The organism is Paraburkholderia sp. GAS333 (genome assembly GCF_050435665.1).
In the GTDB taxonomy this organism is placed as follows: Bacteria; Pseudomonadota; Gammaproteobacteria; order Burkholderiales; family Burkholderiaceae; genus Paraburkholderia; species Paraburkholderia fungorum_A.
The window spans coordinates 1-24,635 of sequence record NZ_JBNDKS010000007.1; the positions used below are offsets into that span (position 1 = coordinate 1).

Genomic DNA, 24,635 nt, shown 5'->3' on the forward strand with positions numbered 1-24,635 from the left:
TTGATCGGTGCAATGCGTCTGCGTCGAACTAGATTGACCTGATTGGCAATCGCTCGCTTAGCGGTGAAAAACCCGTTTCCACACAGGCTGGACCCTGAAGGGCCGATGAGCTTTCTCCAATGCGGACGTCGAGGGTAAGTTTTCACATCTCAGCGTCGTGCACCTCGCGACCAAGCACAAGACTCAGCCGAGCACAGAGCACAGTGAGCCAACCACTCCATAAACTCGACTCAACCCGGCCACAGAAAAGGAGACCGCCAGGCTCCGCCGAAGCCCAAATATATCGAGTGTCACCTTCGCGACCATACCAGTAAGCGCAATCAGGGTCGGCTATCCAGCCGTCCAATGTCTTATATACGGCCACCACTTTTCGCCCGGCTCCACCCTGTATTTCCAACGTCTCGTTCTGACTCACGCGCACGGTCGTCATCTCGGCGGCTGGAACATCGAGATAAATTAAGCAATCGATAAACGCATCCATGTTGCGCCCGTAAAACGCAGGGAAGCCGGGGGTTTGCGCAAAAGACAGAGTGAAACGACTGTGGAATTCGTTGAGGTACCGAATGCCTACGTTCGCTGGTACAACGAGAAGCGGATCAAGGGCTCCCTTGGTTATCTCAGCTCCATCGAGTACCGTGAAAGTCTCGGGCTAACGACATAAATCAGTCCAATAAAATGGCCGCATCCCCAGTGGGTCAGTTCTGCGTGAACATCAAAAGGCGATGGCTCCCGGCAGCGAGAGAGATTTCGAGGGAAGGTCTACACCCGCGGACCTTATGCGGCTAGCGATCTGTCCTCGACTGTGGCGTCGACGAATCGGATCAAGTGTACGGAAAGTCAGTAAGCGCATTCTTTCCCCGCCTGCCCCGCTTCTCTACGAGTTCGGCCACCGCAGGGTGGCCGGTGTTCGCTCCATCTCGATCGACTGAATCGCTCGGGAACTTCTGAATGTCCTCCATCATGGATATCCAGTCGCCACTGGTCGTCCGCATGGTCCCGGCCCTTCTCGACATCGTCGTATCGGACGTTCAGTGCTATCTATCTGATATTTTTCGGCGATGCATGTTCCCGCTTCGCGTCCTTGTGCCTGTATGATAGTTTCCGCTGCTCTGACGGTAGCCAAACAAAAGCACATCGCTCCCTGGACAACACAGCCGTCTCCATCGTAACCCGGGCCTATTTCACCTCGCGGCCGTCGACACCCTGACTCCCGCTAATACCGTAATCGCGTATGTCTTCCAAGGATTTCATTGCGTCTATCGGTCGTGTTGTCGGCAAAGCGAATGTGCTGACGAGCCCGACTAAAACGAGAAGGTATCGGACCGGCTTCCGGTATGGCGGCGGCGACGCACTTGCCGTCATTCTTCCAGGCACGCTTCTGGAGATGTGGCGAGTTCTTCAAGCTTGCCACGCCGAGAAATTTGTGATCATTTGCCAGGCGGCCAATACCGGGCTCACAGGTGGTTCCACACCTGTGCCGGAGGGCTATGGCGGCCGGCCGGTAGTCATTATCAATGCCATGCGCCTGAGCCGGCTGAAGCTAATCGCAGACGGTAAGCAAATCATCTCCCAACCAGGCGTCACGCTGAATCAGCTCGAGAAAGCACTGCGCCCACTGGGCCGCGAACCTCATTCGGTGATCGGCTCCAGTTGCATCGGCGCATCGGTCACGGGCGGCATTTGCAATAACTCAGGCGGCTCGCTGATCCAGCGCGGCCCGGCCTACACGCAGTTGGCGCTGTATGCGCAAATCGACGAGAACGCGCAACTTCGACTGGTCAATCACCTGGGAATCGATCTCGGGTCCACACCGGAAGAAATCCTCGGACGTCTCGATGCAGGAGAAATTCCTGCAGAGCACATCCGGTTCGACGCCGACCGCCATGCCTCCGACCACGAGTACAGCCAGCATGTGCGCGATGTAGAGTCCAGTTCTCCAGCCCGCTATAACGGCGACCCCCGCCGTCTTTACGAAGCATCGGGGTCCGCCGGAAAACTTGCCGTCTTCGCAGTGCGACTGGATACGTTCGCGGCCGATAAGGAAGCTCAGGTCTTCTACATAGGCAGCAATGACCCGGCTGAACTGGAGTCACTGCGCAGAGACATTCTCACCGGCTTCAAATCACTGCCGATTGCGGGCGAATACATGCATCGTTCCGCCTACGATCTGAGTAAAAAGTACGGCAAGGACCTCTTCCTGTTTATTCAAAAGTACGGAACGGACAAGATCCCACTGGCATTCGGCGTGAAGAGCCGGTTTGACGGCATATGTGAGAAATTCGGCCTTAAAGGAACCCTCAGTGATCACCTGCTTCAATTCGCAATGCGGTTTTTCCCGGACCACATGCCGCGGCGGCTGAACGAATTCCGCGACAAGTATGAGCACCATCTTCTGTTAAAAATGGGTGGCGACGGAATCGAGGAAGCCCGCAATTATCTGAAGACCCGCTTTCCAAGCCAACACGGAAGCTATATCGAATGCAACGATAAAGAGGGCGGCGCAGCCTTCCTCAATCGTTTCGCTATTGGCGGCGGCGTCACCCGATACCGGGCCGTGCACTCGCGTACCGTCGAAGATATTCTCGCGCTCGATATCGCCCTACCCCGCAATACACAAGATTGGTTCGAGCGGCTACCGCCGACCATCGCCTCGAAAATTGAGTACACCATGTACTGCGGCCACTTCTTCTGCCACGTTCTGCACCAGGAGTATCTGGTGAAAAAGGGCGAAGATTGCGAGGCGCTTAAGAAAGAGATTCTCGAACGACTGGACCGCCTGGGTGCGAAATATCCCGCCGAGCACAACGTCGGACAGATCTACGCGGCGTCTTGCGAGCAGGAAGAATTTTTCCGCAGGATGGATCCCACGAACTCGTTCAATCCAGGAGTCGGCAAGACCTCACGTAGATACGCGTGGGCGAACTACCGTGAATAACAGGATTTTAGTGGTTCCGTTTCATCACGCAATACATAACATAGCGAATACTGTCGGAAAGCCATTCCGGCGCTCGTCGACAGATTTCGCTTCGCTCTTACGCCAGTTTGCTCGACGACAGTTCAGAGGCGAAACCTCGCTACATCCGGCTCGACTGCCCCGCTCGCAACGCGAAGCCGTGCCCCTTCTGCGAGTCGCCTGACTTTGTTCGCGTCGGGCTGTGACCTGAACCTGGTCCGGGCGGCTATATCTGGCCGCCTGACGAGCGTTCGGCGGACATGCATCGGACGGCGGTAGCACCAGGATCGATGCCATCTGCCTGGCCAACACCCGGAACCGGATCGTCCTGGAAGCGGCAGCGGCGACCCTACGACACCGCGTTCGTCATTGAGCGATCACGGTCGCAACTCACGGTCGGCACAATGCTAAAGCTACAGAATCCCACGAAGCTGCCGATAACCCGTCAAGCATGTAGAGCTTATCGTTGAGCGAAGCCAAGGCAAACGGTTACCGCCCGCACTTCGCGATAATGACGCGCACAACGCATCCGCTGCACAGATCCAGCCGCCGACGTACGAGATGGAAAATAGAATGAAGCACTCAGGTGCCGTGCACGACGAACAGGCAACCCGTCTGGATAGACTGGCCGAATCGGAAATCAACCGTACCGGTTTCCGACTGACATTTCCAATAGCTCTCGAAAGCCGCTATTGGCTCGACATCGCTCACGAGCGGCTTCAGGAACTGCGCTTTATCGCCCTTTGGGGCATCTCCGGCTACTTCGTCCTCGGCGTGTTGCTGAATCTGACCATCATTCAGAGCCCGGACTGGAAGGGTGTAGCTATCCAGTTGGTGGGGGCAAGCGTCGCCTGCCTCGCGATCATCCAACTGTTTCTGCGCGATTCGGTCGCGGCAGCGCAGCGCGAACTTGCTCTCCTCGCCTGCTGCCTGATCTGCACCCTCGCTGCGATTGTCGTCGTCGCAGCCAAGCCGTCACCCGTCACGTTGCGCGATTTTCTGCTGGCCATCCCGCCGGCTAGTTTCGTGCTGATTTTCGTCCGTTTGCGCTTTCACCAGGCAGCGATTTTTTTCGTCGCCAACCTCAGCGTGTACGCGCTTTCCCTGCTCGCTCATCCGGAAATCAATCGCAGCGACGCGTCATTCCTGATGGGCTTCATGACGACACTGCTACTTCCGGCGCTCGTAGGCGCTCATGCTTTCGAGCGCGCTTTACGTCGAATTTATTTGCATCGATTGATGGAACGCATGCGCAACGACAGTCTTGCATCGCAGAACGCCGCGCTCACCGGCCTGTCGTACACTGATCCTCTCACCGGCGTCGCGAACCGGCGCCGGCTCGACGAGGCGCTATCCGAAATGACGACAAAGGCCGATTCAGGCGGCGTGTTGCTGCTGATCGATATCGACAAGTTCAAGGTTTTCAACGACCGCTTTGGTCATCTCGCGGGCGATGCGTGTTTGTGTCACGTCGCGCGGTGTCTGTCGTCCGCGTTGCAGAGCGAGGACCTGCTCGCCCGCTTTGGCGGCGAGGAGTTTGCCGTGTTGCTGTCTGGTGTGTCGATGGACGATGCGACACGAACCGCCGAACGGCTACGCGAAGCAGTCCACGGACTGCGTTTTCCTGCACAGGGCCAGCACGCCAGCGTGACGATCAGCGTTGGCATTGCCGGGCGAACCGGCCTCACCACGCCGCAAGCGCTGATCGGAGCCGCCGACACGGCGCTGTATGCCGCGAAACATGCCGGACGAAACCGGGTGGAGATCGCGTTGCCGGGACTGGAATCCTGGAGCATTCAGTCTTCCTAGCGACGATCGCCTGGCAATCGCCGGTTCCGACAACGTTGCGAATGACGGACCCTTGAAGGCACCTTTCGGCGGATTGGCCATATTGGACACAATACTGGCCACCGGCTCAATCAGCCGGCCTTAGCTGACATCGGGACGGACTGATTGCTACTTCAGCAATGTGGCTGACTGCAATCGGAAGTCTGGCATGGCGGCCGATTGCCGTTTTGTCAATCAGCGAACTCACCCTATCGACCCATATGGGACGGTCAAGACCGCAGATAGCGGACGTTCGCGATGTCGTCAGCTGCGTGTGGACAGCATATGAAGCTTGCGCAGGAAGTTTTTCCTTTTTCCCACTTGCGAAAAAAAAATTACGGCAGCGTAGGCGCTCATTGAGTCATCGGAGTCACCACTCATGCCCTTACCCGGTAGGCTGCACCACATTGAGCTAAACGTCTCTTCACAAAAAGTCTCGCTAAAATTATGGAAGCCACTTCTCGAGCGATTTGCATATGTCGAATACCAAGCTTGGGACAGCGGCCGGAGTTACAAACTCGATGACACATATATTGTTTTTGTTCAAGCCAGCGAGTCGCTGTCGGCGGACGGACACGATCGTAGACGCGTCGGATTGAATCATCTTGCATTCTCTGCTGCCTCACGCCAGCAGGTCGATGAGATAACGCTTTGGATAGCCGTTCGGTTTTTGCTTCTACCTCGGCCGGTTGTGTTCGGTCGGCACTCTCCAGTGCTTCCAGATAACGCTGAATGTTCTGCTCGATTTGTTCCTGACGCTTTGCGACCTTGTTAGGTGTGAAGTTGTTATCGCGGCTGTTGACCGCTTTGAACTTGCTGCCGTCGATGGCCACAACTGCTTGCGTGAAGAGTTTCAGGTCACGGCATATCACCACGAGGCGCCGACATACATTGCGGATACGCGTTATTGCACGTGCAGCGGCCGCCACAATTCACGGACCACTTTGCCGGCAAATTTCATGGCCCACCTTATATCCAATCGATCTACTGGTGGTCGCGCGGGCTGATCGGACGGCAAAGGAGGTCCTCGATTTCCTTGTTTTCCCCAAAGGTAGTCTCGGTCCACATAAGCTGACCATCCTTACTGAAGAAAGCCGCTCAAGACTGAACATGTTTCGGCATCTGAACCTAAAGATCCTGCTGGCGCTCGCCGAACATAGTCCACTGGAGGCATTCAATGCACACTGAACAATCCCAGGCAGTAAGCATCCCTTTGGAACGTATCAGAATTTTGAATCCGAGGGCTCGTAACAGACGAAAGCACCAGGAGATAGTGGAGAGCATCGGCGCGGTTGGCCTGAAGCGGCCTATTACCGTGAGCAGGCGTGAAGATATCGAACGGCATAAGTGTCTCCTAACGTCATCGAGATATCACCACGAGTTGGACTACCCTGCCTGTGTCAGTCCGTCTCGTACACGACGGATATCTAGTCACGTGCAGCACGCGCGCACAGTTTTCGCCCGATCATCCTGAATTTGACCCGAAGACTCATCGGTGACGTAGTGGGAGTCCTCAGGAAACGCTAAACAAATGGTCTCCCGTAAGTCAGGGGAGCCGGTGCGTCCCGCCTCTAAATGGTCATTGATTTTCCGAGTCACCTGCTATTCTCACACCGAAGCCTTCTTTAGCATTGCAACGTCTGCAATCTCCGTGACGGAGGATGTATGCCGCTAGCGTCACCCATCCGACTCTTCGCAACACGCCGTTACGACCGTCATGTCTTCCGGTCGTGGCCGTCGCCCGAAAATTGAGCGCAGCGGATCGTGGCGAACCGCTCCCCCCTGGCATCGCGAACGCTGCAAGGCCACGCCGGACTTGCCATTGCCGCATCCTGCATGTGCTGGACCGTGTGCGTTCACTCTGCGTGGGCGCAGGCGTGGCGAGACGTCGCCCCGCCGTCGACGCCGCGAACATCACCGCCCTCCTCGCTCAATCCGCCCGCAGCAGCGCAGGATCGTTCCACGCAGATTGCCGTCGCCTCGCTAGCCGGACTGATGTTCGACGCCGAGAATCCCGCGACGCCAAGGCCGACGTCGTCGCCCGCGTCTCCCCGTATCGCCGCCGAAGGCTTACCCCTGCTCGATGCAACGTTTCTGCAAACGTTCGAGCCGGACCTGGACAAGCCGCTCACCTTCGGCCGGCTCGCCGACATCCGGCGCGCGGTGGTCGAGCGTTATCGCAAGGCGGGCAAACCGCTCGTCGATGTGTACGTGCCCGAGCAGGATGTCAGCTCGGGTGTCGTGCATATCGCCGTCGTCGAATTCCGCCTGGGCAAAGTCCGCGCCAGCGGCAACCGTTATTTCTCGGACCGGCTGCTCACGGGCGAAATGCCGCTTCGGTCCGGCGCGCCCATTCCGCAATCGGCGATATCGGCAGGATTGGCGGTGCTCAACGCCAACCCTTATCGGCACATCGACGTCGTTTTCGCTCCCGGCGATGTCGCCGATTCGACCGACGTGATTCTGCAAACGCAGGACCGTTTGCCGCTACGCGTGAATGCGGGCTATGACAACGCAGGCGTGCCCGATCTCGGCCGTGATCGCTTCTTCGCAGGAATCGACTACGGCAATCTGTTCGGACTCGATCAGCACATCGTTTACCAATTCACTGCCAGCAACGATTTTTTCAGCGGCAATCCCGCAATCGAAGGCCGTCCGGACCATGCGCGCTTCACCGCGCACGCGCTCAACTACATCGCGCCGCTGCCATGGGGCGACAGCATCGAACTGTTCGGGGTATACGCGCAAAGCACGCCGCGTCTGCCCGACAGTTACGGACAGACGGGCATTTCCGCGCAACTCAGTGTCCGCTATGACTGGCGTCTTCCGGGTACAACCGACACCCAGCAAATGATCCAGGTCGGCTACGACTACAAGCGCAGCAACAACGATCTGGAATTCGGCGGCTCGCAGGTGTTCGGTTCGAACACCCATATCCACCAGTTTCTGTGGATCTACACAATCAGCAAGCCTGTCGATGCAGGACCGGAGAGTGTGTCGGCCACGCTCGTCGCCAGCCCGGGCGGCCTCGGCGACGCCAACGACGACGAGGCCTTCGCTGCGTCACGAGCGGGAGCCGCCGCCCGCTATGTCTATCTGCAACTGGCGGCGCAGCGGGCCTTCGCGCTCGGCGGCGGCTTCACGCTGAACACACACGGCGCGTTTCAATGGACGCCCGACACGTTATTGCCGAGCGAAGAAATGGGCCTGGGCGGCGAGTCCAGTGTGCGCGGCTACACACCCTATGTGGTGCTGGGCGACCGCGGCTGGAATCTGCAGACCGAGTTGCGCACACCGGCGTGGCCGTTCGGCACGAGCAATGCATTGGCGCAGCCCTTCGTGTTCGTCGACGCGGGACATGTTTGGAATCGTATCGCTCAACCCACTGAGATCAGCAACGGTTCGCTGGTCAGTGTCGGCGCGGGCGTACGCTTCCAGTGGTCGCGTTTCGTCGAATTTCGCTGCACCTATGGCGTGCCGTTGAGAGCGCCGACACCGGGTGGATCGAAAGCGCCCATGGTGTTGCTGTACGTGTCGATCGGCAGCTAGCCGGACTGCGGCGCACACAGCGAAACGCGCCACATCCCCCCGCAATCGACAAAACCTGGCGCAAAAAGACGGGGTTATAAGGCTTCGCCCGGCCTGCACGTCTGGTAAGCTGAAATGCTCTCTACCCATCGATCCAGCGGGATCTTCTGCAATCGGTGGCTTGCCATCCGGCAAGGATGGCGCAGTCAAGACAAGGAGGCATGTATGTCTTGTCAGTTGTCCTTCCAATCCCTTCCCCATACTCCCGCCAACCGTCGCCGCAACTCACCGGGCCTGATGTTTATCGGCTTGTCACTTGCCGGGCTGATGCCGGCATCCATTGCTTTTGCCAGCGGCGTTCTGCCGCAAGGCGGTCATTATGTCAGCGGTCAGGGCTCGATCGCGGCCAGCGGCAATAACGTTATCGTGACGCAGCCCGGTTCGAGTCGCGGCGTAATCGACTGGCGCAATTTCTCGATCGGCAGCAACAACACCGTCACGTTCGACAACGGCTCGGGCGCAACGCTCAACCGTGTCACGGGTATGTCACCTTCGGCCATTCTCGGCCGGCTCAGCGCAACCGGCAGCGTGTATCTGATCAACCCGCAGGGCATCGTCGTGGGACCGTCCGGTGTGATCAGCACAGGCGGACGTTTTGTCGCGTCCACGCTCGACGTCTGCAACTGCGCGTTCATGAGCGGCGATACGCTCGCACTGTCCGGTCAATCGAATGCGGCCGTCATCAACCTTGGCAAAATCAGTTCGAGCGGCGGCGATGTGTTCCTTGTTGCACGGCGCGCAGTCGTCAACACCGGCACGGTAAGCGCGCCGAACGGCACCGCTGAATTCGCGGTCGGCCAGCAGGTATTGCTGCAGGATTCGTCGAGCAGCCGGCAGGTGTTCGTGCAGACAGGCAGTAAGGGCAGCATCGCCGATACAGGCACGGTGCGCGCTGCCCAGATCAATCTCGAAGCCGCGGACGGCAACATCTATGCGCTCGCGGGGGGCGGCTCCCGCCTGCGCGCAAGCGGTACGGCCACTCGCGACGGCCACGTCTGGCTGGTCGCGGACGGCGGTCTCGTCGACCAACGCGGCAAGATCGTGGCAAGCAACGCGGACGGCAGCGGGGGCACCGTCGATACGCAAGCTGCGCGCCTCGCATTCGGCGATCGTGCGGTCGTCACGGCAGCCCAATGGAACCTGTCGACGCCTGCTTTCACGATCGACCCTTCCGCAGCTGGCGCGTTGCAACGCAGCCTGAATGCGGGCACGTCCGTCGCCGCAACGGCCAGCGGCGCCAACGGTGCGACAGGCGACCTCGATGTGGCAGCCAGCCTGCGGTGGAACGGGCCGGCATCGCTCACGCTCGCTGCGTATCACGATGTTTCGGTCGCCAGCGGGACGACGCTCGCGAATCAGGGCACCGGCAATCTGAATATGCGCGCGGACGCGACGGCCATCGACAACGGCAGCAGCGTGGTGAACAACGGCACTATCGACTGGTCGGCGAGCACGGGTAACGTGAGCGCTTTCTACGACATGAACGGCACGTACAGCGCGGGTTCTCAACTGGCCAACGCAGCATGGGTGCCCGGCGCGTACAGCGGGTTCGTCACCCAGATCACCGCCTACAAGCTGGTCAATTCGTTGACCGACCTGAAGAACGTTGCGCTGGATCTCGGCGGCAACTATGCGCTCGGTGCCGACATCGACGCGAGTGCGAGCAGCAACGGTTCTTACGTGCCGCTCGGCAACGCCGTGACGCCATTTACCGGTCAGTTCGACGGCGAGGGCCACACCATCAATGCGCTGACGCTGGAGGCGTGGACGCCATCCACACCATACGATCCGCAACTGATCGGCATGTTCGGCAGCATCGGCGGCAAGGGGGTCGTGCGGAATCTGAACCTGAACGGCACCGGAGCCAACAACGATCTCAATCCGCTGTTCGGCGGTTTATACGCTGACATGGGCATGCTGGCCGGCGAGAACGCTGGAACGGTCGTTCGTGTCAACGTGTCGGGCACGTTGAGCGGCGGCAACTTCAGCATCGTGGACGAAGGCGTGGCAGGCGGCCTGGCGGGCGACAATACCGGCAAGATCTTGCGCTCGTCGAGCAGCGTCGCGGCCACGACGGGTGGCACGCTTGGTGGCCTCGCGGGCGCGAACGAAGGGAGCATCTCGCAATCGTTCGCCACCGGCGCGCTGGTGTCGTCGGGCTATATCAACGAAGGCGCGGGCGGGTTGGTCGGCATCAACTTCGGCTCGATCAGCCAATCTTATGCGACCGGACCCACAACGCTGTCCGGCTATTGTCGTGGTGCGGCCGGCACGCCGTGCGGTGGCGCCGCGCTGGTTGCGATCAACAACGGGACCATCAGCCAGTCGTTCGCCACCGGTCTCGTGACGCAGCCGTTCTATGAGCCGATAGGTGTGGCCAGAGCCAATACCGGAACCATCGCCAATGATGTCTATTGGAATCAGGATACGACTGGTGCAACGGTCGGTGTGGTGTACGGCACGACGATTCCCGCCGCGAACGGGCTCACCAGCGCACAGATGAGCACGCCGGCTTCGTTCCAGGGGTACGACTTCAGTTCTGCGGGCGTGTGGGCCATGCCTGCGGGCGCCACGCATCCGGTTCTGAGGTGGCAGCTCACGCGGTGAGTGCATCGGCCGTGCATTTTTTATGTGCCTCCTCCCCGTCTATCGACGGAGGCGGCACGGCGTTTGCCTCTTCTCGATCGGGCGCGGATTCGCGCGGGCTTTTCGCGCATACCGACATCGATAATCGCAACCTCCGGACGCCGCTCCTTCATCAAAGGTAGCGCGTCTCGCCCGTTGTCTGCTGTAGTGACCTCGTGACCTTCGAGCTCAAGCAACACAGCCGGTGCCTGAACGGCATCACGGTTGTCATCCATGAGTAACAGTCGCACCGCGGTCGTTACCAGACGGGTCCCGGCGATATTGAGAGCGTCATCTGCTGACGCTCTCAATATCGGCAACCTCAGCGTCGCAGAAGTGCCACGTCCAGGGATCCGCGCGTCTGACCGTAGAATACGATCGCGCCAGTTATTCCCACCTGGTCAGTTCTCGATCGTTTGGTCGCCAAGCTGGTGACTTGTGCCCTGTCGAGCTTGATCACGAGCAGATTGCAGATGTTGTCTCGAAGGTCACCGGTCACAACGTTGTCTATGCAGTCTTATCGCTCAAGCGGTGCCGGGGGGCCGAAGTAATCCGATCTTTCCGAATTCATGACTCAGTATTTCGAGGAAGTAGCAGTGGACTATTAGAACAGCGTTTTTTCAGGAACGAGCGATGTGGATGCTCGAATCATCTGAATTCCGCCTCGCTGAACTCCTCGCGGACTTTGATGCTTGCGCTACCGTTTTGGAGATGTTTTGGCGTGACGGAATACGTGCACCGTCACGCATATAGTTGATGCCGCTGCGACTGAAAATGTGGAGCAAAAGACGCGGCAATGAACGATTGGCTTGAAAGTGCTCGACGGCGCGACTGAAATAGCGCTGGAACGTTGGTATCAGCAGCGCGCCGACTATGCTTGCCGCAGTGGCTGTAACCAGGAAGAGACGAAAGTCACTGAGCAACCCGCCTTCCAGATGCTGAGCTATATCAAGCTCGACACGTTTGGCGATGAACGGCCCTTGAAACGAGTTCGCCGTTCGGGAGACAAGGGCGATGATCCCGAACAAAGAGAATGACACGGCGATACGCCGCGTGCGAACGCCCGCGATCCGTACCGCATAGGCCAGCGTCGCGATGACGTGAATTACGAATGTAAGTCCGCAGATGATGAGAAGCTGGGTGTCCATGCTATCGCGACGAGGTTGGGCAAGTGTTGGAGTCTACCGGAGCCCGTCCTCGTTCCGATTGTCATCAAACTGACGGCCGATGTCGAACGTCCGACCGATCCTTGCCGTACTCTGTCTCGTGCATTTTGCATTGAATCGATTCGCTGCTCATACCAAAAGACAGTGGTGGTGCAACTGCTAGTGAAACACGATCGCGCCGTTCTGCGCACACTTCTTGAAGGCCTTCATCCAATTACCATAGGACTCTAAAAAATTGGCATCCGGCACTTGTTCAGCCTGACTACGGTACCGGACGAAATCACGGTAGACCTTTCGGCACACGTCTGGACCAATAACGCCTTCTGCATCCGAGAAGTCGATCAACTCCCAAAACGGGCCGCCTTCCAGTTTCCATACGGTCTCGTCGTATCTCACTTCGACCGCGTTGTCCCGCCTGGAAAGCGTCGGCTCGTATCCGGCCAGCTTTGCCAGTTCATTGCGCCAGATGTTGTAGCCGCTATACGAGCCCGCTCTGAAGTCGAAAGAGGATTCGAACTGGTAGACCTTTTCAGCCTCAAGTCCGCGAAAACGCTCAGGGAAATCCACCGGAGACAGAATGACTTGATTTTCTCCTTGCGGCCTACCCTCCGATGACACGACTGGTGATTTGACTTCCGTCAATTCGCTATATGCAGTGACGTCTAGCCCAGCGTGCGCGATGGGGATAAAGAGTAACGAAAACGGGAAGAAAAGAATTCGCTTCATAGTTCAATCGATTTGACGAGGTCCGCCAAGTGTCCTTAACGACATTATCGGCACGGCAGGTACATTTTTGAATCGCTTGAGATGGTTAACGGATGGTTAATGATTTGAGCGCGCCTGCCGAAGACCGCTTCGGCCGTTACGAGCTTTCAGAGACCAGCAACTCACCATCGAACCAGACATCCTCGTAGTCCGGCGCAAGCAATACACGCCATCCCGGCGGCAGTGCCAAGTAAGGGACAATGTTCGGACAGCGCTCGATCAGGTGGGCGACATGAAGCGGCTGATAGAAGTCAGCGTCCGGTGAGTGCTCGCCACCGTAAATATACCAACCAGACGTACCGTTTTCCGGGGTTAGCCGAACCGCGTGAAGCGGCACGTTCTCAAGGGATCCAAGCGCGATCCCTAGCTTCTGGCTCGCCTCGGGCGGCATGTATTCTGCACCGAATCGGTGGCAAACGTTTCTTTGATCATTGGACATGGTCGCGCAATATGCTTAGCTCGTCGTGATTGTCGCCGATCCTGCGAGGTTTGTTGGATGTCCCAAGTTGGCCGATCGCTGCCTCATACGATTTGGATGACGGGCCAGCGGCGGCCGCCAACGTGGTCGACTGCGCACGACCCTCAAGAAACTTCCAGTTTTCCCGTTAGTCGACAGTCGCGAGCATCGATCGTTAGTCGGGAGCGGTCAGTTATTTGGCCAGCATTGCAAGGTCGACATACTGTCGTCAAGGCGGGGGAAGGACACCCGTCAATGGGGCACCAGTGTGTGATCCCGACGGCGCCCAGGGTCTCGGGCACTGTCTGCGTCAAGTCAGTCGCAGGCCATGCCCCGCCGCCGCACTTGGTTCGTGTTTGCTGCTAGCGATCGAGTGTCACCCGGCGGACTGTGTACCCAGCCTTTTCCAGACGGGGCAACATCGATGACGGTCCGACCAGATGCCCAGCGCCAACAGCCACAAGAATCGGTCCTTTCATGGACTGGATACGCTCGCTCAACAAGGCATCCATAAGGAGCGATGTGCCGTGTGCGTATGTGAAATCGCTGACCTGTTTAAGCTCCGGCGCGTCGCCCGGTTCCATGGACCTTTCAACATCCACGGTGAGGGACTTGACGTCACCTTGCCTCCAGTCTTTGGCCAAATCCTGAATGAGCCGATTGTCCAGGACGCGGTCAAACCGTTTGCAGGCCTCAAGCAGTTCGGTAATCTGGAGGCGTAATGGCAAGGCTTCTCGCCATCGCATATCCTCTTCAATTGAAAGCTGTGTGCCGAAGTTCCTTTGCGCATTCTGGGCGCCCTGTCCTAACCGAATCTCGAATCCCACGTAGGCAGGCGGTGCCTTCACGCGTCGTATTACCAGAACCGCCAGGGCCCATGGCTTAAGACGCGTAAAGACCGGATAGGGTATGTGCGCCTTATCCGTGCAGGCATGCAACGCATCCAAATCTGCCGCACCGAAGTAATTTTCGAGACTGTCGGTCGGTGGATACGTCTCCATCTGCGCAACCGCATCCTTCTCAGCCTGAGTCGCGCCCGCGATTGGCGACTCAATCACGACGGAATTCACCCGCATAATGACTTACTCAATACAGCGTCAATATCCTGCGCCGGGTCCGGAAGGACGTGCAAGGTTGGCATCAACAGCAAGACCGGCCGTCCCGGAGCGGTGGCCTCCCATAGCATTCCCTCTTCGGCGCAAGCAGGATTCGTAGCCATCGCGCATACGGCCAACACTGCGACGACCCACGACCCGACAAACCGCAAGGTGCTTTGCCACATCCCGTCACCCTCCCAGTGCAATATCCAGCAGGCCGTTTAGCTGCTGCACGCCCTCTTAATCGAACTCAACTGCGGTGTCGTTCAGTCTAAGGCCCCACATCAGCACCGCAATGCGACCTTCGATGTAGTTTCGCTGCTGGGAATATTGCCGGTCTTCTGCCGTCAAGACGTCTGAATTCACGCTGACGACGTATCCACCATTTGTTCATTGGTGGGCTGCGCCTCGCTTTCAACTGTAAGGCGCAAGCCGAGAGAGGCTTTCGACCGACTTGCTTATTTCGAACTGTCACGATTCCAAGCTCAGGTTCGACTGACCGTTCCTGGCCGTCTTCGCCTGTTGCCGAGCTCGATCCCCGCCGGTTGCCGGATGTCGCTCTTACGGCCGCTGTTATGCACGAGAACTGGCTCTCAATTGCGGCCGGCCTCATTCCACCTTAACCTGTCACCCAACTCTCAAACCCGGAACTGCACGATGCAAGCACATCCTCTGCGCCTCTATCCCGGCGACGATCTCCGAGTCGCCCTCGAAGGCGTGCTGCTTCACCTCAAGGTGCAAGCGGCCTTCGTTATCCAAGGCATCGGAAGTCTCAGCGTTGCCCAGCTTCGATTTGCCGGGGATCAGAATCTGACTCAACTGTGCGACGATCTGGAAATCCTGACGCTCGCGGGGTCCATATCAACTAATGGAGCGCATTTGCACATGTCGGTTTCCGATCCACACGGTCGTGTGTGTGGTGGTCATGTTGGACACGGTTGCACCGTCCGTACAACAGCGGAGATTTTGTTGGCGCTTCTTCCTGAACATTGCTTCTCCCGTGAGCACGACCTAAGTTCAGGGTTCATGGAACTGGTGATACGAAATGAACCACGTTGAAGTAGATTCGACGTACCCGTCTGGACGCGCTGACGAATGAGGTTTTCGACCCGTTGCTGACCTTCACACTGCTACTAGTCGCCGACCGCTTCCGAGGTCTAACAGCCGTACTCGAATCTGCGACGGCTGACTAGCAGAAGTCGGACTCTGTGAATCATCTGGACGAGCCGTATGCCTGTCTCAACTTGTTCCACAAGGAGACGAGCGCCGTCCCAAAGTCCAATCGCAAGGCTGCGGTTGTGAGGGAGCGCCTTCGAGTCCACGTCTTTATAAATCGAAATCACGGCGGTATAGCCTAAGTCGATCATCTTCTCATTTCGCAGCGCCGGCTCGGAAATGAATTCAATACGGACCGGTTGGCATAACCCTGGTGGTGGTGATTACGTCGTATGTCATGCAGCGTTCTAGGTTGATGTCCGCAGTTGCTAGGCTTTTCTGCTGCTCGCCTCGGCGCCATCCATAGCGCCTGTATGCGGAAAGACTTATCGCAATATAAATACCTCAATACCTCGTTTCCTAGAAGACACACGGAACGGAGCGAGGTACGGTCGCCCGTCGGCGAGTGGAAGTTCAGCTGCATCTTGCAACGTTTAGGCGTGAATGGTGCGAGCCCACTGTCTTGCGGGACCGTCGGTCAGAATACCGGCGCAGACGACGATGGTTCGTGAGCCTGAACATCCACGCCGAAGGTGCGTTGGCTCGTCACGCCGGTCGCAAGAGGTTGACGCGATGTTTGCCATCAGCGCTCGTTCAATGGTGACGGTTGTGCGAGCACAAAAGTTGCGATCTGAAGAGTAACGTAATTCGGTGACCGCTTCATAAATGATAACCCCGCCAGCACGTTAATTCACGCAAACGCTGGATGGTGGATTTTGTTAAATGAGCGCTAGCGCACCGATGGACTTTTTGTGCGCAGCAAGAATCACGGCTGGACTGATGGCTCGGATCGCTCGTTGGCTGGCCGAGCGGGTATCGAGTGCGGACGCGTGAACCAGGCTTTCAGCGGAGTGACAATGGAGAATACAGGCGCTCGTTCGAATTCGGCTAGCACCGGTGAAATCCGGCCGATGACAGGTGTGCGCGGTATCGCCGCCCTATCCGTCGTCGCGCTGCATTACCTCGACAATGCCGACGCCGCTATCCGGCCGTGGCGGCACGCCTATCTGGCCGTCGACCTGTTCTTCATGCTCAGTGGAATGGTGTTGGCGCTCACCTATGCGTCGACGGCCACGCTTCAAGCGGGGCGTAGGCCTTATATCAACTTCATTCAGAAGCGTATCGCCCGCATCTTTCCGCTTTATCTTGCCGTCACGCTTGTGCAGACCGCCTTCGATCTGAGCAGACATATCGCTCGGGGAATTCCGCTGCCGTCCACCCTGGAACCCACGGCGATGGTCGCCAATCTGTTTCTCGTCCAGTCATGGGGCATTTCGAACAGCATCGTTCAGCCAGCCTGGTCTTTAAGCGTCGAGTTGGCTGTGTATCTGGCGTTCCCTGTGCTGGTCGCATTGACCATCCGAAGCCGGCCGGCGATAGCGTGGGCGATGGCAGGATTGAGCGTCGTGCTTCTACTGACTGTTTCGATCGGCAGCCGCAACTGCGGCATCGTGTGCAATGGCTTTCTCGACGTCATCACCGGCAACACGCCATATCCGCTCATGCGATGCGCCGCAGGTTTTACGTTCGGCCTGCTCGCATACCGGCTCTTCAGCCTACCCAAAGTCAGAGCAATGGTGACGACCAATCTATTTGCTCTTTTATCGGTGATTGGTGCGCTCGCCGCTTTTAGCGTGGGACTTCACGACCTGGTCGTCTATCTTCTGCTGTTTGCAACGGTTCTTGCGTGTTTCGGAAATTCCAGGGCCGCGAACGTCATGTTCGGCAATCGCATGTTTTTTTCCTCGGCGAGATTTCCTTTTGATCTATCTCGTTCACTTTCTGCTTTATGCCCCCGTGCGACGGACTCAGGCATTTTCCGCCGCACACTTTTGGCAGTCTGGCAGGCGTTATTTCGGCGTTTGCGACATTCCTTGCCGTGATCGCCCTGGCGACCGTGTCCTATCGTCTGATCGAAATTCCGGAGAAAAAATTCGCGTTGAGACTGATGACGCGCTCCAGAAGAGACCCTACACAGCTTCCGTCCTTCATGACGAAAGAAATCGACACGCACTAGCACCGGGACAGTTGCGTAGGTCGAGCATGTCTAGCGACGGGTCATTCATCGACTGGGTATCAAGGCATACGAGAAACCTGGACGGCGCGCTGGCTAAGGCCATGCCATTGCGCCATTAACCTGAAGAAGACGCCAACGGAGTGTCATATATGGAGCCGCAACCTCTTACTACACCGCGTGGACCGGATCTTTCCAGCCGGTCCACCGACTCTGCTCCGGCATCGGCGCAAGACCCGTCCGTATCCGCCGGCCTTGGGCGTCCCGGTTCGTTCATCCATGAGCTGCTGTGCGGCCCCACGCCGCTATCAGCGCGCACCTTCTGGAGCCTAGCGATCCTGATCAGCCTGATCGCATTCGGCCTGCGATTGATTACGCTGCACAGCCGCCCCTTGGAACTGGACGAGACTTATAGCGTCTGGTTCGCTTCACGACCATGGCACGAACTCTGGCATGTCGTCCCGTTGTATGAGACACATCCGCCGATGTACTACTCGATCCTCAAGATCTGGATGGGGTGGTTCGGTGAAACGGAAGTCGCGCTACGCATCCTGTCGGTCCTCGCAGGTGTGGCTACGATACTGTTGGTTGCCGTCAGCGGCAAGCTGCTGCGTGCCGGACCGCAAGTCGAGCGAGCCGGACTTATCGCCTCGATTTTTCTGTCGGTCAATAAAGGAAATGTGCTCTACACAGAGTTGGCACGTCCGTACGCAATCGAAACGTTGACGACGGCAATTGCGATACTTTGCTCGGTCATCGTGCTCAGGCATCTCATCAGCCGGCAACCAGCCGCTATCGCAGACAGTACAGCCCTTAAAACAGGCGCGGCAAACAAACCAGCCCTATTCAGGCCCGCGATGATCGGGCTGACCCTGTCCGCCAGCTTGACGTTGTGGTCGCACAATACGGCCGTGCTGGTCGTGTTCGGTATTGGACTAGGGTTACTGGTCTCGGTAGTGTTCTGGACACCAGGCAACCGGCTACGCTCGGCCTTGACGATTGCAGCGCCGTTCGTCATTGCGTTGGCCCTCTGGTCACCCTATGTGAGCTTTTTGCTTCTCGCCACGAAACACGTCCAATCGGCGTTCTGGGTCAAGTTCAGCTGGTTTGAGTTTTCCACGGCATGGTCACTTGCGGCCGGCGGCAAACTTCCTATGGTGCCGGTGTTCGTGCTGTGTGCCGCCGGCTATATCGGTCTGTGGCGCTCCTGCCGCCCGGTTGCCGTGCATCTGGCGATTCTGTTGCTGGTGCCTTTCCTGATAACCCTCGCTTTCAGCTATTTCATACGACCCGTCTTTATCGACCGCCTTTTCGAGTGGATGGTGACGCCGATCCTGTTTCTGGCTGCGCTGGGGTTCGTGTGGGCAATGCCGCGCAATCTCAGCCGGGCGGCGGTGCTTGTCGCGGTGTTACTCCTTGCCGGTGCGCAAACCATGATGTTCTACCTGACCAAACCCCAAGAGGATTTTCGTGCAAGTGTCGCGGAAGTTGCCAACCACTATCAAAGTGGCGACTTGCTGGTTCTAGTTCCGAACGATACGCAAGTGGCCGTGCAGTACTACGCCAAGAACTTTGCCAAGCTCCCTGATCTGCTGGTTGTACCGTCGCCATTCCCTGCAACGGACATGGACCGCCCGTATCCAAGCAACCTTGCCGCGCCAGGCATCGTTCCAGCCGATCGTGATCTGGTGAAGCAGGCGCTCGCCACCCATCACCGGGTATGGCTGATTCAGAGAGGGGCGGATCTCTACGACCCTGATTCACTGATCCGCAACGAGATACTTTCGCTGCGAAAGCCGGTGCAGGTACATGACGATCACACGCCAGAGCTATGGCCAGAACTGTTCGAGTGAGCCAGCGAAGAGCCGTGGCAGTTCCGGTGAGAGTAGCGGGAGAAGGTGCGGGAAAGATCATACGATTTGCCGTCGCAGGAAAAACTGTCTGTCATCCTGTGGCGGCGAACCCGCTTCAGGCCTGGCCGCGTGACCAATCGGGGCCTGAAGGTTGTGTGTGATAGCGAACGAACCTGTATCCCGATGTTGGCTAAATTGCGTCAGGTTGTCCCGCCGCGCGTCGCTGCGCGATCGGATCGGCTGACTGGCGCAATTCCGGCGATTAAAGAGGCAAACAATGGATACAATCGGTCGCGAACAGCAACTCGACGCTCCCCTGTTAAGGGAGCGCTATGTGGACCCGTCGCGTCTTGGCGACAACTATCGCGCAGCGTCGAGTTCCTCGCCGGCGAATGCCGCGTTTCCGGAGATCAACACGGACACGGTGCACCTCTCGCTGGTCGTACCGATGTACAACGAAGAAGAAATGATCTCGCAGTTCTTCGACACCACGTTGCCCGTGCTGGAGATGATCCACGGCATCACGTTCGAAGTTGTCTGTGTGAACGATGGCAGCCGGGATAACACGCTGTCCGCGCTGCTGGCACGCGCCGCGGTGGATGAGCGCATCCGGGTGATCGATCTCACCCGGAATTTCGGCAAGGAAGCTGCGCTGTCCGCCGGCCTCAGCGAAGCGTCGGGCGACGTGATCGTTCCGTTCGATGCCGATCTGCAAGATCCGCCGCACGTAATTGGAAAACTGGTGAGCAAGTGGCGCGAAGGTTACGACGTGGTGCTCGCCCGCCGCAGCAACCGTGATTCCGACTCGCCGATGAAACGGATGACGGCCGCGCAGTTTTACAGAATGCACAACGCCGTTTGTGACACGCATATTCCGGAGAACGTCGGCGACTTCCGCCTGATCACGCGTGAGGTGGCAGAGGCACTCAAGAAGCTGCCGGAAACACGGCGCTTCATGAAGGGGCTATTTGCCTGGGTAGGTTACCGGACGGCAGTCATTGACTATGTTCGCGAACCTCGTGCGGCCGGAACGTCAAAATTCTCAGGCTGGAAACTCTGGAATTTCGCGCTGGAAGGATTCACGAGCTTCAGCACCTTGCCGCTGCGCGTATGGACCTACGTCGGCAGTGTGGTCGCAATGGGCGCGTTCCTGTACGCAGCGTTTCTGATTGCGCGTACGCTGATTCTGGGCGTTGCGGTGCCAGGCTACGCGTCGCTTCTGACTGTGGTCCTGTTACTTGGAGGCGTGCAGTTGATTGGCATCGGTGTGCTGGGAGAATACATCGGACGGATCTATTTCGAGTCGAAAAAGCGCCCCGTATATCTCGTGCGAAGCCGCTACCAGAAGCAGTCCACCGCCCATGATGTCTGAGCGCCGTCCTGCTGCGCGCTTTGTTGCCTACGCCGCTGTTGGCGCGACAGGGACGGTGGCGCAATACCTCGTACTGATTGCGCTGGTCCGGCTCAACCTGACAACTGCCGCAGTTGGATCGATGGCAGGTGCGATTGTCGGCGCGCTTGTCAACTACTGGCTGAATCGGTGCATTACGTTCCGCTCCACCGCGAGTCATCTGAGTACGCTGCCGAAATTCGCGGCAATCGCGGGCGTCGGCGTGGTCGTGAGCGGCCTTGTGATGAAAGCGCTCACAGAAGATCATCACGTTAACTATTTGTTCGCACAAGTCGTCGCGAGCACCCTGGTCCTTGTACTGACGTATCTGATCAATTCCGCCTGGACGTTCAAGACACGACGCCCTGTGGCCGATGCCGGTTTCGATTCGTAGCGGCGCCTAAACGATCTACATAGACCTTGAAGAAGGGCGGGTGCTAGTCTGTTCTGGAGCCTCCACTCTTCTTCGAAGGCGCAACCTAGCGTACAACGTCCTCGGCATGCTGACGTTTGCACCGTCCCTTGCCCGGACCTCAGCACGTGACAAGCGAAAAAAAGCCCGCTCTCAACGGAGCAAGCCATTAAACACGCCCCAGGAAGGGATCGACCATTTCCCGGACAGCAGACGATACCCACCCAATATTTCGCTTTCAAGTATCACTGATACACGACTCCTCGCTGTTTTTATGCAACATCAGCATGGACGACAGGCTGTGCCGCAAGGCGCCTAGAGACTCCACGCAAGCCAGGTGTTCGTCGCTTCCTAAGTGCAGACTGTCGAGCCGACGTTGCTCCGCGCGGATGCGCGATAGGGTCAGGCGAACGACATCGTTGGCCTGTTTCCGGAATTGCTGACGTTTTTGCAGTTCGTCCATTGAGTCTATTTAAGCGTTTGCCGAGTTATCTTAATATAACTGGCCTTCACGTAGCCCCATTACCGCCTGAAACCCATGCCCATGCAATGGGCGGATAATTCTGTCTTGCCACTTACCGGGCGCCCGTCGTGAATGTCGATTTTCATAGTGTAGAGAGTCTCGCTTGTTCTGATCGGCATCTTCCAACCTGAAACGGAAGTTTGAACGTCCGATGGACAACTCAAGCGAACGTCGCATTTTGGCCGCACACTGCCTCATGCATCTTGCATCGGCACGTCCGCGAGCTGTTGCGGACGACCGCCCCTAGGGGACCCGGAACGGACTCGCACGTCGTTTGCTAGCTGCCATTGATGGGCCAGATGAGCCGTGGCCCCACGCAGGTCATGGCATCGCTTTGAAAGCCTATGCAAGAGAGCCAAAGAGAGAATGTTAATATCGTCCCGATATCAGGCCGAAAGAGCAGTGAATATTACCAACGGGGGCGACGACCATGGACGATGCCGATACTAAAAACAAGACGCTAACGATCCCGCGCACATCGGGAAAAGCGTTGTCTGTGCTTGTCGTGTTAATGGTTTGTTTTTTGGTGATTTTCGCGCTCCGAGCAGGCCATTTTCTTTCCGTCACGGCGACCACTGTTGCTGCCGCAGTATGTAGCGTGGTTTGGCTGCTGGGACTGCTTTCAAGTGAAGTATGTGTGTTCACAAGTCATCCACGGTCAATGCGCATCGAGCGATGGATCGTAGATGCCCGGGTACACGCAAAACTGATCGATATCGATGCGGTACGCTGGATTCGATCACGTTGGACCATACAGGGTCTAACGCTGGAACTCGGAGTTGAAAACTCCTGGGACACAATCGAGGTTCAGACGACTTACATGTCGACACAGGAATTTGCACTCGCGCGTGGCGAACAAGAGTCGAGAGTTAATGAGCTTCGCGCTTCTATTGCGCAGTTGCTCAATATCAAAGATGCAGGATGGGAGAAATATCCGACTCAACGAGCTTCGTCCTAATGCTCAGCTTTTTGCCGTATCCAAGTGGGAAAGAAGCATTCTGTGCAGTGCTGAAAGCCTCGAACGTCGGCTTTCGAGTTCGCAACCCGATGACCGCATGTGGCCTGTGCTAGACCGTTACTAACCTTCCGATCCGCAGGGTCATCGTGACGTCGTCAACAGAGCGCCCGAATATCCGAAACCTGTCCATCCGTCGTCCAACTTCGACGAAACTCAAGGAGCGGTAAAGTTCAATCGCGGCATAGTTGTCGCTGAACACGGAAAGGTCTATCCATTCGATGCCATTGCGCATAGCGAAATCTATAGCCTCTTTCATCAACCGCCGCCCTAAGCCCTTGCGGTAAAAACTCTCCTCGACTCCAATGCCAAGGCTTGCACGATGTAACTCCGTCGATATGCCCGATCCGGATAAATCGAGATGTGCTATGAAGCGCGAGTCGGGACATTCCACTGCCCACGCTCGCAACCATGTCGGCTGAGCCAAAGGGTTTGCCAAGCCTTTTTCAAAACGTGCGCGTCGCTCGGGTGATTTGAAGTCAACGGATTCGATTGCAGAGAAAAACGGACGACCATCGCGTCCTGATTCAGCGATCTGCCGGTTCATATGCTCCGCCCAACGTTCGAAATCAGAGACCGTCAAAGGAACAATTGCTGTCATCCCAATTCCTTGGTGATTTTGCACTTGCGGGATTGTCACCGATTTGGGCGGACAAAGGGAATGGCCGGTGTTGGCGGAACCTGACCGGTACCCACACCACGTCCTGAACCGCCACTTCGCGGCACAACCCATCATCGACCACGCTTGACGCGGGCCATGGTCTTCCCACCCTTCGCGGAGGGACGACGCTTGCCAAAGAGCTCGACCAGCCGTGTCTCGCATTCGGAAAACGAGTACCCGCGTCGCTGCGAGATCATGAACGTGAGGGGGCGCATGTGCCATGCGCGCCGTCGGACTTCGACCAGCGTTCCCGTCGCCAGGTCTTCCGCAACCAGATGATGCGGCATGTGCCCCCAGCACAGGCCTGCCTTCAGCAAATCGTGCTTCGCGCCGAGGTCGTTCACGAGCCACTGGCGCTCACTGGCGACCCCCTGTTGTGTCTTTTCCGCATCGGGTTGATTGTCGGTGACGACAAGCTGAATGTGCCGCCCGAATTCCTCGCGAGGGACCGGCCCTGCAATGGCGGCTAGCGGATGCGATGGCGCACAGACCGTCACCATTTGCGCGTCACATAGATGCAGCCTTTCTATCGCACCTGAGCCCAGTTCCGGCACATCCGCGATCGTCACCGCCAACGCGCACGCGCCGTCGAGAAGTAGACGCTCGCCTCCCTGCATCGTCGTCATGCGCAGATTGATGGCGATCGTCGGAAAGTCCGCCTGAAGCGTAAGCAGAGATTCGATCAGAAGCGCACGCGGGAAATAGGTATCGACGGCAATCGAGACCTGCGGCACACCGGCTTCGGCAATCGACACCGCGCGCATCTTCATTTCCTCGGTGCGGGAGATCACGCCGCGCGCATCGGGCAGGAGGCTGCGGCCCGCAGGAGTCAGCGTCGCTTTGCGCGTGTTGCGCTCGAACAGCAAGACGTCAAAGGCAGTTTCGAGCGCGTTGACTGCGTGACTGATGGCCGACTGCGCACGCATCAATTCGCGCGCAGCCCCGGAAAAGCTGCCTTGGTCGCACACGGCAACAAAAGCCCGAAGTTGATTGATCGTAACGTTGTCGAGCATGGCTATCTAAAAAGTAGATGGGATTGATAGATATTCAGTCAATTGTCTTCATCAATCAAGC

General features: G+C 57.6%; 19 protein-coding genes and 2 pseudogenes. 11 read left to right on the forward strand and 10 right to left on the reverse strand.

The features are described 5' to 3' along the window. Positions 1-142: 142 nt before the first annotated feature. Positions 143-481: a hypothetical protein gene (locus tag ABH945_RS29615; protein ID WP_429252994.1), complete on the reverse strand. Its 339-nt coding sequence runs from the start codon at positions 479-481 to the stop codon at positions 143-145. Positions 482-535: 54 nt separating this feature from the next. Between ABH945_RS29615 and ABH945_RS29620 the strand changes: the two are divergent. From ABH945_RS29620 to ABH945_RS29630, 3 genes and pseudogenes are all read left to right on the forward strand, one after another. Then, positions 536-661, forward strand: a pseudogene (locus ABH945_RS29620) (IS3 family transposase); the annotation flags it as partial. Between the two features lie 570 nt (positions 662-1,231). Then, entirely contained in the window at positions 1,232-2,935 is a 1,704-nt protein-coding gene (gene dld / locus ABH945_RS29625) for a D-lactate dehydrogenase (protein WP_429252995.1), read from the forward strand. A gap of 591 nt (positions 2,936-3,526) precedes the next feature. Next, on the forward strand, positions 3,527-4,762 hold the full coding sequence (locus ABH945_RS29630; RefSeq protein WP_429252996.1) for a GGDEF domain-containing protein: 1,236 nt from the start codon (positions 3,527-3,529) through the stop codon (positions 4,760-4,762). 395 nt (positions 4,763-5,157) lie between these two features. On the opposite strand, the gene ABH945_RS29635 is transcribed toward ABH945_RS29630, so the two are convergent. Continuing rightward, complete coding sequence (locus ABH945_RS29635; RefSeq protein WP_429253181.1) at positions 5,158-5,613, reverse strand: hypothetical protein; 456 nt, start codon at positions 5,611-5,613, stop codon at positions 5,158-5,160. Positions 5,614-6,616: 1,003 nt separating this feature from the next. Here ABH945_RS29635 and ABH945_RS29640 point away from each other — a divergent pair. Together ABH945_RS29640 and ABH945_RS29645 are read left to right on the forward strand one after the other, a co-directional pair. Beyond that, on the forward strand, positions 6,617-8,329 hold the full coding sequence (locus tag ABH945_RS29640) for a ShlB/FhaC/HecB family hemolysin secretion/activation protein (RefSeq protein WP_429253169.1): 1,713 nt from the start codon (positions 6,617-6,619) through the stop codon (positions 8,327-8,329). Positions 8,330-8,635: 306 nt separating this feature from the next. Continuing rightward, on the forward strand, positions 8,636-10,975 hold the full coding sequence (locus ABH945_RS29645) for a filamentous hemagglutinin N-terminal domain-containing protein (protein ID WP_429252997.1): 2,340 nt from the start codon (positions 8,636-8,638) through the stop codon (positions 10,973-10,975). 20 nt (positions 10,976-10,995) lie between these two features. Here the strand turns inward: ABH945_RS29645 and ABH945_RS29650 are convergent, their stop codons facing one another. The 5 genes and pseudogenes from ABH945_RS29650 to ABH945_RS29670 all read right to left on the reverse strand — a co-directional run bounded on the left by ABH945_RS29650 (position 10,996) and on the right by ABH945_RS29670 (position 14,457). Then, positions 10,996-11,229, reverse strand: coding sequence for a response regulator (locus tag ABH945_RS29650; protein WP_429252998.1), 234 nt, complete (start codon positions 11,227-11,229; stop codon positions 10,996-10,998). 468 nt (positions 11,230-11,697) lie between these two features. After that, positions 11,698-12,141: pseudogene (locus ABH945_RS29655) on the reverse strand (lipid II flippase family protein); the annotation flags it as partial. A gap of 177 nt (positions 12,142-12,318) precedes the next feature. Beyond that, on the reverse strand, positions 12,319-12,885 hold the full coding sequence (locus ABH945_RS29660; RefSeq protein ID WP_429252999.1) for a hypothetical protein: 567 nt from the start codon (positions 12,883-12,885) through the stop codon (positions 12,319-12,321). 136 nt (positions 12,886-13,021) lie between these two features. After that, positions 13,022-13,363, reverse strand: coding sequence for an immunity protein Imm33 domain-containing protein (locus tag ABH945_RS29665; protein ID WP_429253000.1), 342 nt, complete (start codon positions 13,361-13,363; stop codon positions 13,022-13,024). 380 nt (positions 13,364-13,743) lie between these two features. Next, complete coding sequence (locus ABH945_RS29670) at positions 13,744-14,457, reverse strand: TraB/GumN family protein (protein WP_429253001.1); 714 nt, start codon at positions 14,455-14,457, stop codon at positions 13,744-13,746. A 678-nt stretch (positions 14,458-15,135) separates the two neighbouring features. On the opposite strand from ABH945_RS29670, the gene ABH945_RS29675 reads away from it, so the two are divergent. From ABH945_RS29675 to ABH945_RS29695, 5 genes are all read left to right on the forward strand, one after another. Next, positions 15,136-15,537, forward strand: coding sequence for a PPC domain-containing DNA-binding protein (locus ABH945_RS29675; RefSeq protein WP_429253002.1), 402 nt, complete (start codon positions 15,136-15,138; stop codon positions 15,535-15,537). 1,013 nt (positions 15,538-16,550) lie between these two features. Continuing rightward, positions 16,551-17,576 (forward strand): acyltransferase family protein, encoded by a 1,026-nt coding sequence (locus ABH945_RS29680; RefSeq protein WP_429253003.1) that lies wholly within the window; start codon positions 16,551-16,553, stop codon positions 17,574-17,576. Positions 17,577-17,859: 283 nt separating this feature from the next. Beyond that, positions 17,860-19,560, forward strand: a complete 1,701-nt coding sequence (locus tag ABH945_RS29685) for a glycosyltransferase family 39 protein (protein WP_429253004.1) — start codon at positions 17,860-17,862, stop codon at positions 19,558-19,560. 277 nt (positions 19,561-19,837) lie between these two features. Beyond that, positions 19,838-20,932: a glycosyltransferase family 2 protein gene (locus ABH945_RS29690; protein WP_429253005.1), complete on the forward strand. Its 1,095-nt coding sequence runs from the start codon at positions 19,838-19,840 to the stop codon at positions 20,930-20,932. Next, positions 20,922-21,344 carry a GtrA family protein gene (locus ABH945_RS29695; RefSeq protein WP_429253006.1) on the forward strand — a complete coding sequence of 141 codons (423 nt, stop codon included), beginning with the start codon at positions 20,922-20,924 and terminating at the stop codon, positions 21,342-21,344. Before ABH945_RS29690 ends, ABH945_RS29695 begins: the two co-directional genes overlap by 11 nt. Positions 21,345-21,600: 256 nt before the next feature. On the opposite strand, the gene ABH945_RS29700 is transcribed toward ABH945_RS29695, so the two are convergent. Beyond that, positions 21,601-21,825, reverse strand: a complete 225-nt coding sequence (locus ABH945_RS29700; RefSeq protein ID WP_429253007.1) for a hypothetical protein — start codon at positions 21,823-21,825, stop codon at positions 21,601-21,603. Positions 21,826-22,315: 490 nt separating this feature from the next. On the opposite strand from ABH945_RS29700, the gene ABH945_RS29705 reads away from it, so the two are divergent. Next, on the forward strand, positions 22,316-22,843 hold the full coding sequence (locus ABH945_RS29705; RefSeq protein WP_074772873.1) for a hypothetical protein: 528 nt from the start codon (positions 22,316-22,318) through the stop codon (positions 22,841-22,843). 109 nt (positions 22,844-22,952) lie between these two features. Here the strand turns inward: ABH945_RS29705 and ABH945_RS29710 are convergent, their stop codons facing one another. Together ABH945_RS29710 and ABH945_RS29715 are read right to left on the reverse strand one after the other, a co-directional pair. Next, entirely contained in the window at positions 22,953-23,501 is a 549-nt protein-coding gene (locus ABH945_RS29710; protein ID WP_429253008.1) for an N-acetyltransferase family protein, read from the reverse strand. 131 nt (positions 23,502-23,632) lie between these two features. Continuing rightward, on the reverse strand, positions 23,633-24,574 hold the full coding sequence (locus tag ABH945_RS29715; protein WP_429253009.1) for a LysR family transcriptional regulator: 942 nt from the start codon (positions 24,572-24,574) through the stop codon (positions 23,633-23,635). Positions 24,575-24,635 lie beyond the last annotated feature (61 nt).